The sequence below is a fragment of the Paracoccus sp. (in: a-proteobacteria) genome, assembly GCF_046462195.1.
Classification (GTDB): domain Bacteria; phylum Pseudomonadota; class Alphaproteobacteria; order Rhodobacterales; family Rhodobacteraceae; genus Paracoccus.
Window position 1 is genome coordinate 1 of the sequence record NZ_JBKGUN010000138.1, and the last position, 9,508, is coordinate 9,508.

The window sequence follows — 9,508 nt, forward strand, 5'->3', positions numbered from 1 at the left end:
GGTGGGCATGGTGGTGTGATACGCATGTCCGCCGTCTTCATAGGCCTGCATGATCGAACGCCACTTCTTCAGGTCCAGCGCAAAGCTGTCGCTGTCGGTGGCGGCCAGCCGTTCGGCCGCGCGCCCGGACAGCATCACCAGCCCCGCGGCGGGCGAGGCCGACCATCCCTTTTGCGGGGCCGAGATCAGCACGTCCACCCCGGTGGCGGCCATGTCCACCCAGATCGCGCCCGAGGCGATGCAGTCCAGCACCATCAGCGCGCCGACCTCATGCGCGGCCTTGGCCAGACCGGTGATGTAATCGTCCGGCAGGATCAGGCCCGCCGATGTTTCGACATGGGGAGCAAAGACCGCATCGGGACGGGTTTCGCGGATCTGCGCCACGACCTCTTCCAGTGGCGGCGGGGCGAATGCCGGCTGCGGCTCGTTGCCCTGCGGGCGGGCCATGGCCACCGTCACTTCGCCGGCAAAGCGGCCCGCGTCGAAGATCTGGCTCCAGCGATAGCTGAACCAGCCGTTCCGGACGATCAGGGCGTGGGCATCGCGTCCGAATTGGCGGGCAACCGATTCCATCGCATAGGTGCCGCCGCCCGGCACGATGGCCACCTGTGATGCGCCATAAACGTCGCGCAGCGTGGCCGACAGGTCGCGCATGACCTGCTGGAAGCGCTGCGACATGTGATTCAGCGAACGGTCGGTGAAAACGACCGAGAACTCGTCCAGACCCTCGGGGTCGATCTCGGGGCGCTGATGCGGCATGGGGCGTCCTTTCGGTGATGTCGGAAACAGCCTAGCGCGCGCGGGCTCCGCTCGCCAGAGCGCCAAAGGGCGCAGGCGGGGATGACCCCTTGCAGCCCCCCCATCCGCGCGACTAGGTTCGGGGCGTCAGCAACATCAAGGTTTTTCATGCGTATCGGCATCCTTCAATGCGGCCAGTCGCCTGCCCAGTTGAAGCAGACCTTGGGCGACTATCCAGACATGTTCGTGCGCCTGCTGGACGGGCGCGGCTTCGAGTTCCGCACCTGGCATGTGGAGGACATGGCCTTCCCCGAGCATGTCACCGATGCGGATGGCTGGCTGCTGACAGGCTCGCGTCATGGTGCCTATGAGGATCATGCCTTCATCCGGCCGCTGGAGGATTTCATCCGCCGCGCCCATGATGCAGGCGTTCCGATGGTGGGGATCTGCTTTGGTCATCAGATCATCGCGCAGGCGCTGGGCGGCACGGTCGTCAAGCATCCGGGCGGATGGGCCGTGGGCACGCAGGATTACGACTTTGGCGGAGAGCGCGTGCGGCTGCATGCCTGGCACCAGGATCAGGTCGTGGTCCTGCCACGCGGGGCCGAAGTTGCGGGCCACAACGCGTTCTGCGAGAACGCGGCACTGGTTTACGGCGACAGGGCCTTCACCGTTCAGGCCCATCCCGAGTTTTCGGACGAATTCGTCCAAGGCCTGATGGACACGCGGGCCAAGGGCGTCGTTCCCGAGAACCTGCTGGCCGGTGCCGCTGCCAGAATGGGCGAAGACAAGGGCACATCCCTGATCGCCGACCGGATCGAGGCCTTCTTCAGGCAGCCGCGCGCGATCGCGCGCCCCGACACGCAGGTGGCATCATGAGCGACTGGATCGAAAGGCTGCCGCAGGCGGCACGCGATTTCATGTCCGGACGCCGCCTGGACGAGGTCGAGTGCATCGTGGCCGACATCGCGGGCGTGGCGCGGGGCAAGGCCATGCCTGCATCCAAATTCGCCCGGCAGGAACGCTTCTACCTGCCGAACTCGATCTTCCTGCAGACAATTACAGGGGAATGGGCCGACAACCCTTCGGGCGCCTTTACCGAGCCCGACATGGTGATGACGCCCGACTATTCCACGGCCACCGCCGCGCCATGGACAGCGGACTGGACGATCCAGGTCATCCACGATGCGGTAGACCAACAGGGCACCCCCATTCCCATCGCCCCGCGGAACGTGCTCAAGCGCGTGGTCAAGCTGTACGAAGACAAGGGTTGGAAGCCGGTCATCGCCCCCGAGATGGAGTTCTTCCTGGTCGCACGCAACATCGACCCGAACCAGCCGATCATCCCGCCGATGGGGCGCACGGGGCGGCGCGCCGCCGCCAAGCAGGCCTATTCCATGTCCGCCGTGGACGAATATGGCAAGGTCATCGACGACATCTACGACTTTGCCGAGGCGCAGGGCTTCGAGATCGACGGCATCCTGCAGGAAGGCGGGGCAGGGCAGGTCGAGATCAACCTGAACCATGGCGACCCGGTGGCCCTGGCTGACGAGATCTTCTATTTCAAGCGCCTGATCCGCGAAGCCGCGCTGCGCCATGACTGCTTTGCCACCTTCATGGCCAAGCCCATCGAGGGCGAGCCGGGCAGCGCGATGCACATCCACCATTCCGTCACCGACCTGAAGACCGGGCAGAACATCTTTTCAGACGAGAAGGGGCGCGAGACGCCGGCCTTCCTGCATTTCATCGCGGGGATGCAAAAGCATCTGCCCGCCGCGGTGGCGCTGCTGGCACCTTATGTGAACAGCTATCGCCGCTATGTCCCGGACTTTGCGGCGCCCATCAACCTGGAATGGGGCCGCGACAACCGCACGACCGGTCTGAGGGTGCCGATCTCGTCCCCCGATGCACGGCGGATCGAGAACCGGCTGGCGGGCATGGACTGCAACCCTTACCTGGGCATCGCGGCCTCTCTGGCCTGCGGCTATCTGGGACTGCTGGAGGCGGAAAATCCCCGCGCCGAATGCTTGGGCGATGCCTACATGTCCCAGGACGAACTGCCCTATAATCTGGGCGATGCTTTGGACCTGATGATCGAGAACGAGGCAATGCGCAGCGTGATCGGGGAAGAGTTCACTGCCGTCTACGAGTCCGTCAAGCGCAACGAATACAAGGAATTCCTGCAGGTCATCAGCCCGTGGGAACGCGAACATCTGCTGCTGAACGTATGAACCTGCTGCATCTGAACGACCGGCCCGGCGCTTATCCACCCAGCCTTTATGCCGCGCAATCCGGCCCGCAGACCGACCATCCGCCGCTGCAGGGCGAGGCGCGGGCCGACGTGGCGGTGATCGGTGCGGGCTATACCGGCCTTTCGGCGGCCCTGCACCTGGCGCGGCGCGGCTTTCAGGTGACGGTGCTGGAGGCGCAGCGCGTCGGGTTTGGTGCGTCGGGCCGCAACGGCGGGCAGATCGGCTCGGGCCAGCGGCAAGAGGTCGATTGGCTGGAACAACATCTGGGCGGCGACAATGCACTCAGGCTCTGGAACCTGGGCGAGGAGGCCAAGGTCTTGGTCCGCACCTTGGCGGTCGAGGCCGGCGTTCCCGTTCGCGACGGTATCGCCCATGCCTGCCGCAACGCGGCAGAGGTCAATCATGCCCAGCACATGGCCGACCATCTGGCGACGCATTACGGCTATGACCAGATCATCCCCCTGAACCAGGACGAGATGGCCGCCGCCTTGGGCAGCACGGCCTATGCGGGGGGTGATCTGGACCAGGGCGCCGGGCATCTCCAACCGCTGGCCTTGGCGCTGGGCCTGGCCCGTCTTGCCGCGGCGGCTGGGGCACGCCTGCATGAGCGGTCGGAGGTCACCCGTATCGACCATGCGGCTCGGGCAGGCCGGCCCAGCACCATCCACACGAACCAAGGCAGCCTGCGCGCCGATCACGTGATTCTGGCCTGCAATGGCTATCTGGGTGCGCTGGATTCCGGAATCGCTGCCCGCGTCATGCCCATCAACAACTACATCGTTGCAACCGAACCCTTGGGGGAAAGCTTTCCCGAGATCCTGCCGCAGCGTGCCGCAGCGGCCGATACCAAGTTCGTGGTGAACTATTGGCGTCTGGATGACGAGCGTCGACTGGTCTTTGGCGGGGGCGAAACGGTCACATATCGTTTTCCTGCGGACATTTCAGCTGTGGTGCGCCCGCACTTGCTGTCGGTTTATCCGCAACTGCGCGACGTCCGCCTGACCCATGCATGGGGCGGCACGCTGGCCATCACGATGAACCGGATGCCCTGTTTTGCACGACCTGCGCCGAACTGCCTGTCGGCCAGCGGGTATTCGGGGCATGGCGTGGCGCTGGCCACGCTGGCGGGACGGCTGATGGCCGAGGCCGTGGCCGGGCAGGCCGAGCGTTTCGACGCGATGGCGGCGGTCCCGACACGACCTTTCCCCGGCGGAGCCATGCTGCGCGGGCCGCTGCTGGTAGCGGGCATGGCCTGGTACGGGCTGCGCGACCGGCTGGGGTTCTAGTCGCGCGGCAGGCCCATCCGCTCCAGAACCTGCTGGCGGATCTGTGCGGATTCCCGGTCGCTCAAGCCCAGAAGCCCCGCGACCAGCCTGATCAGACTTTCCTCGTCGGGACCGCGTTCCGCATCGGCATAAGCCACCTCCCACATCGCTGCCAGAACACCCGAACGGTCCTCCAGCGCAATGCGATCCTTGATCTGGCGGGTAAAGCGGACGGTGTCGCTTGCCCCGGCCTCGACCGCCTCGGCCTCGACCCGCCGCGCCGCAGCCTCGGCGGGCGACAGGCCGCGGCGGCAGGCCAAGACCCGGTCGATCCGCTGCCGTTCCGTTGTATCGTAATGATCGTCCGCCCGGGCCACGCGGACCAGAAGGGCCGCGATGGCCAGTTCCGCATCCTCGGCTGTCAGGGGTGCAGGGCCGGAAGATTCGCCCATCAGGCGCGTCAGAATATCCTTGAACATATGGGAAGCATGCCTCCTTGGGTCCGTCCTCGGCAAGGCGGGCTAGCCGGGCCAGCCTTCGACAATGATCACATCTGCGGCAGAAACCGGATCGCGCAATGCCTTGGCCGCCTGATAGCCGGGACTTTCGTAACACGCCCTCGCCGCCTCGATCGAGGGAAACTCGATCACCACGCTGCGTGCCCTGGCCTGCCCCTCGACCACCTGCTGCGGACCGCCACGCACCAGGAACCGTGCTCCGTATTCCGCGAAAGGGGCGGCATTTGCCTGTCGATAGGCTTCATAAGCTTGAGGGTCGTCAACAGTGACATGAGCAATCCAATAAGCCTTGGTCATGCGATCTCCGGTATGCGGATGCGTCCCTCGGCCACGCGTACGGCCCGGCCCGAGACGAAAACATGCTCCAGCCTGCCGTCCCTGACCATGACGCGCAAGCCCAGTTGCGAGGGGCGGCCCATCTCGACGCCCTGTCGCAGCGTCAGCCGTGTCTCGCCCTCGGGCAGGATGCCGGCCGCCAGCAAGGGTGCCGCAAGGGCCGCGGTGGCCGAACCGGTTGCGGGATCCTCGGGGATGCCGTTGGCCGGTGCGAACATCCGCGCGCGGAAACCGGACCCATCGGGTGCATAGCAGTAGACCTTGGGCACATCGCGTGTCAGCGTTTCGAATGCCTCGCCGGCCGGTCGCGCAGCCGCCAGTGCATCGAGATCGCGCAAGGGCGCGAAGACAAAATCGTTTCCGGCACCGCCGATGCAGGCACGATGCGTGCCGAAACCGACCTGATCGGCCCGGAGACCCAAACCCGCGGCCACGGCGGCAGGCGTCACCGCGGCAGGTGAAACGGCAGGCAGGACCGGCGCCTCGAATTCGGCCAGCCCGTCGCGGATGCTGACCGGGACAAGGCCCGCCTCTTCCTCCAGCACCAAGGAACCGTTTGCACCGTTGGACAGGTGCAGCGCACAACCAATGGTGGGGTGGCCTGCAAAAGGGATCTCGGCCAAGGGCAGAAAGATCCGGACCCTGGCCGCATGCGCTGCCTCGCGCGGCGCCATCACGAAGATCGTTTCGGACAGGTTGAACTGGCGCGCGATTGCCTGCATCTGCGCCGGTTCCAGGGCATCGGCGCCCATGACCACGGCCAGGGGATTGCCTGAAAAGGCGCGATCGGTGAACACGTCATAGATCAGGAAATCCAGCATCGCGCCTCGTCTTCATGCAGGGCCCAAGCAGGGACCGCCTGCATCCTGTCAGTACTTTTGCGGAACGTACAGGTCGCGCGGCAGCACCTCGCGTTCGTAATCGGGGTTGAAGACCCGTTCCGGCAGGCGGACCTCGTCATGCGGGACATCGGCATAGGGGATCAGCCCCAGCAGGTGGTCGATGCAGTTCAGCCGCGCGCGCTTCTTGTCATTGCCCGGAACGATGTACCATGGCGCCTCGGGAATGTTCGTGCGCACGAACATGTCTTCCTTGGCCTTGGTATAGGACTCCCACCGGACGCGCGACTGCAGGTCCATCGGCGACAGCTTCCATTGCTTCAGTGGATCGTGGATACGCATCTGGAACCGCATCTGCTGCTCCTCGTCCGTGATCGAGAACCAGTATTTCACCAACCGGATGCCCGAACGTACCAGCATCCGCTCGAATTCGGGAACGTCCTGGAAAAACTGCTCGACTTGGTCCTCGGTCGCAAAGCCCATCACGCGTTCCACGCCGGCGCGGTTGTACCAGCTGCGGTCGAACAGCACGATCTCGCCCCCGGCGGGCAGGTGGGGGACATAGCGCTGGAAATACCATTGCGTCTTTTCCCGGTCCGAAGGGGCGGGCAGGGCCACCACGCGGGCCACGCGCGGGTTCAGGCGCTGCGTGATCCGCTTGATCGCCCCGCCCTTGCCGGCGCTGTCGCGGCCTTCAAAGATGACGACCACCTTTTCCTTGTGGTGGCTGACCCAGTCCTGCAACCGGATCAATTCGGACTGCAGGCGCAAGAGTTCATGGAAATAGGTCTTGCGGTCCATCTGGTCGGGATGGTGGGTGCGATAGATGCGCCGGATTTCCGCGGAAAGAGCCGCATCCTCCAGCTCGATCTCCACATCTTCGTCCAGCGTTTCCTGCAGTTCGGCTTCGAGCCAGTCCTTGTAGGTCTTGTCCATCTCGGTCTCCGGGATTCCGTCCAGCGCGGTTTATGGCGCCAATGTAACGCGAATGCGTCAGCGGCTGAAAAGGGCTGCGCATTCCGGCGTGACGGCCAGCACGAAGCTGCCGTCGCGCAAACCGTCCACCGTGCCGCACCATGACCCTTGGGTCGTGAACAGGCTTTTCGTCCCGCGCGCCGGACGATAGGCGATCCGGCGCCCGTTCACATCGAACAGGTTCAGGACACCGCCGGCATTGGGCGCGTAATAACCCAGCACGTCACCCCCCGCCGTGAAGATCAGCCGCTGTTCGTTTGCCGGGTTCGAGGGCTGGTTCTCTCTGGCGGCCGAGGAATTGGCCGTGTTGCCGCCCGAACTCCAAGCTGCGTTTGGCTGGTTCCCTGCGCGCGAAGGGCTGTTGGCCGGATGGCCGGGCCCCAAGTCGAAGGGCAGTTGCGTGCGGTCCAGAACAACCAGCGGCGCATCGGCCAGTGACGGAGCGGCGACGGTCATCAGGGCCAGCACGACGGGGCCAAGGGAACAAAGGCTGGCGCGGCAGGGCAAGCGGGGGAAAGGCATGGTCGGCAGTCTCCTTGATCGCGATGATCATGCCCTGACAAGAGGCGCAAGGACAGGGGGCGGTTGCCGATTGCACAAGGCATGCCCTGCGCCTAATCCGGGGTGCGGGATCCCGCGTCAGCCTGACGCCGACCGCGTGGAAACAGGGGCCGACATGGCGGACGATGATTATGTCTATGACGAGGTCACCGGCGAATGGCGCCCGGCCGCGGACGTGGCGGCCGAGGCCGCAACCGGAGCCGTCGTGCGCGACAGCGCGGGTACTCCGTTGTCGGACGGCGATCAGGTGGTGGTCATCAAGGACCTGAAGGTCAAGGGCACCGGCACCACCCTCAAGCAGGGCAGCGTCATCCGCTCGATCCGGCTGACCGACAATCCCGAAGAGGTGGACTGCCGCCACGACAGCATCCGCGGCCTGGTGTTGCGGACCGAGTTCCTGCGCAAGCGCTAGGGCCGCAGCGCCGTCGTCAGACGGTCCCATTCGGCCCGGTTGCCGGGGATGCCGAGGCGCAGCCAATGAGCGGAATAGGGAAAGCGGCGAGTCCAGACATGGTGACGCGCCAGCCGCTCCTGCGCCGCCACGGCGTTCGGCGTGTCATACAGGCGGAACAGGTGCGTTCCGCCTGCAGGGCTCCACCCGGCGCCCAGTGCCAAACGGTCCAGTCGCAGGCTGGCTTCGCTGTGATAAACGACGGCATCGTCGGCCCAGGCCCGATCGGCCATGGCGACGGTGGCGATCTCCAGCGCCGGGCCGCTGACCGACCAAGGTCCCAGTTCCGCGCGCAATCGCGCCAGAAGACCGGGATCTGCGATGACAAAGCCCAGGCGCAGCCCTGCAAGGCCCCAGAACTTGCCAAAGCTGCGAAGCACGATCACGTTGTCCGGCATGTCAGGGGCCAGCGAAAGGTCGGGACGCGGGTCGGCAAAGCTTTCATCCACGACCAGCCAGCCGACATCCCCCGCGAGTTCGGCCAGAATGGCAGGCGGCCATTCGCGTCCGTCCGGGTTGTTCGGGTTGACCACCACCGCCAGATCCGCGCCTTTCATGGCCGTCAGGTCAGGGGCGGCCGTGACCTGCCAGCCAAACATCGTCAGGCTGGCCGCATGTTCGTTGTAGCTGGGTGCCAGCACTGCGGCGTGACCCGCAGGAAACAGGCGGGGCAGCGTTTGGATTGCCGCCGAGGCACCGGCGACCGGCAGGACCCGGTCCGCCGCGCAGCCGAACCAATCTGCTGCCACCCGAATCAGGCGCTGTTCGTCCGCTGCGGTCGGCAGGTTACGCCACGCATGGGCCGACAGCGACGGCACCGGCCAAGGCCGGCGGTTGATTCCTGTGGACAAGTCGATCCAGTCCCCTTCACCGAATCGGGCGCGCGCGACATCCGCATCGCCTCCGTGATCCCTTTGCATCCTTGGGTTTCCCCGCTTTTCAATATCCGGTTCCTGCTAGGGCGCCGGAACCGGAGATGCAATGCGTCACGAAATTGCTGCTTTACATCACTTCTCATGGCCACCACGATATCTTGTAAGAACATTCGGGCGACCCCGCCCGGTGTTGTGTGGCCACCAAGGGCGGGCGGAATTTCCCGCCGCCTTCAGGCAGGAGGCAGACCATGGCGCAGACCGACCATTTCATCGCCAGCGACGAGATCCATCCGATCGACATCGTGGAAGCCGTCGCAACCCATCATGAGTGGGATTTCGACCGGTTGGCCGAAGATCAGATCGCCATGTCGGTCGAGGGACAGTGGCGCAGCTATTCGCTGACGCTGGCCTGGTCCCCGCGCGAGGAGGTCCTGCGCCTTGTCTGCACGTTCGACATGGACCCGCCCGCCGAACAACTGCCCGCGGTTTATGAAACGATCAATCTGGTCAATGATCAGGTCTGGGACGGAAGCTTCACCTTCTGGCCTGCGCAGCGGCTGATGGTGTGGCGCTATGGCCTGGTTCTGGCAGGCGAGGCCATCGCTTCACCTGAACAGGTGGACCAGATGATCCGGAATGCGCTGGCGGCATGCGAGCAGTTCTATCCCTCTTTCCAGCTGGTGGGCTGGGGCGGGACC

The 9,508-nt window shown here is 65.2% G+C and carries 12 protein-coding genes; 5 read left to right on the forward strand and 7 right to left on the reverse strand.

The window, feature by feature from the left end; genetic code table 11:
- On the reverse strand, positions 1-759 hold a 759-nt coding region (locus ACLHHB_RS08985; RefSeq protein WP_410217937.1), incomplete at its 3' end, for an aminotransferase class V-fold PLP-dependent enzyme.
- 147 nt (positions 760-906) lie between these two features.
- Between ACLHHB_RS08985 and ACLHHB_RS08990 the strand changes: the two genes are divergently transcribed.
- The 3 genes from ACLHHB_RS08990 to ACLHHB_RS09000 are packed head-to-tail and all read left to right on the forward strand — an operon-like array spanning position 907 to position 4,276.
- Positions 907-1,617 carry a type 1 glutamine amidotransferase gene (locus ACLHHB_RS08990; protein ID WP_410217938.1) on the forward strand — a complete coding sequence of 237 codons (711 nt, stop codon included), beginning with the start codon at positions 907-909 and terminating at the stop codon, positions 1,615-1,617.
- The gene (locus ACLHHB_RS08995) at positions 1,614-2,969 is read left to right on the forward strand and encodes a glutamine synthetase family protein (RefSeq protein ID WP_410217939.1); all 1,356 of its coding nucleotides are present in this window, start codon (positions 1,614-1,616) and stop codon (positions 2,967-2,969) included. The genes ACLHHB_RS08990 and ACLHHB_RS08995 overlap by 4 nt, the downstream gene beginning before the upstream one ends.
- The gene (locus ACLHHB_RS09000; protein ID WP_410217940.1) at positions 2,966-4,276 is read left to right on the forward strand and encodes an NAD(P)/FAD-dependent oxidoreductase; all 1,311 of its coding nucleotides are present in this window, start codon (positions 2,966-2,968) and stop codon (positions 4,274-4,276) included. The genes ACLHHB_RS08995 and ACLHHB_RS09000 overlap by 4 nt, the downstream gene beginning before the upstream one ends.
- On the opposite strand, the gene ACLHHB_RS09005 is transcribed toward ACLHHB_RS09000, so the two are convergent.
- The 5 genes from ACLHHB_RS09005 to ACLHHB_RS09025 are packed head-to-tail and all read right to left on the reverse strand — an operon-like array spanning position 4,273 to position 7,445.
- A complete protein-coding gene (locus ACLHHB_RS09005) occupies positions 4,273-4,734 on the reverse strand; it encodes a TerB family tellurite resistance protein (RefSeq protein ID WP_410217941.1) in 462 nt (153 codons plus the stop codon). The two genes, ACLHHB_RS09000 and ACLHHB_RS09005, sit on opposite strands and share 4 nt — an antisense overlap.
- Before the next feature lie 42 nt (positions 4,735-4,776).
- Complete coding sequence (locus ACLHHB_RS09010) at positions 4,777-5,070, reverse strand: DUF1330 domain-containing protein (RefSeq protein ID WP_410217942.1); 294 nt, start codon at positions 5,068-5,070, stop codon at positions 4,777-4,779.
- A complete protein-coding gene (locus ACLHHB_RS09015) occupies positions 5,067-5,930 on the reverse strand; it encodes a PhzF family phenazine biosynthesis protein (RefSeq protein WP_410217943.1) in 864 nt (287 codons plus the stop codon). Before ACLHHB_RS09015 ends, ACLHHB_RS09010 begins: the two co-directional genes overlap by 4 nt.
- Positions 5,931-5,978: 48 nt before the next feature.
- Positions 5,979-6,884, reverse strand: a complete 906-nt coding sequence (gene ppk2, locus ACLHHB_RS09020; protein ID WP_410217944.1) for a polyphosphate kinase 2 — start codon at positions 6,882-6,884, stop codon at positions 5,979-5,981.
- 57 nt (positions 6,885-6,941) lie between these two features.
- Positions 6,942-7,445: a hypothetical protein gene (locus ACLHHB_RS09025; RefSeq protein ID WP_410217945.1), complete on the reverse strand. Its 504-nt coding sequence runs from the start codon at positions 7,443-7,445 to the stop codon at positions 6,942-6,944.
- 154 nt (positions 7,446-7,599) lie between these two features.
- Here ACLHHB_RS09025 and ACLHHB_RS09030 point away from each other — a divergent pair, with 154 nt between their 5' ends.
- A complete protein-coding gene (locus ACLHHB_RS09030; RefSeq protein WP_410217946.1) occupies positions 7,600-7,896 on the forward strand; it encodes an alkylphosphonate utilization protein in 297 nt (98 codons plus the stop codon).
- Here ACLHHB_RS09030 and cobD read toward each other — a convergent pair.
- Entirely contained in the window at positions 7,893-8,855 is a 963-nt protein-coding gene (cobD, locus tag ACLHHB_RS09035) for a threonine-phosphate decarboxylase CobD (protein ID WP_410217947.1), read from the reverse strand. The genes ACLHHB_RS09030 and cobD overlap by 4 nt on opposite strands.
- Before the next feature lie 203 nt (positions 8,856-9,058).
- On the opposite strand from cobD, the gene ACLHHB_RS09040 reads away from it, so the two are divergent.
- Positions 9,059-9,508, forward strand: a 450-nt coding sequence (locus ACLHHB_RS09040) for a YbjN domain-containing protein (RefSeq protein WP_410217948.1), incomplete at its 3' end; no start/stop codon positions are given.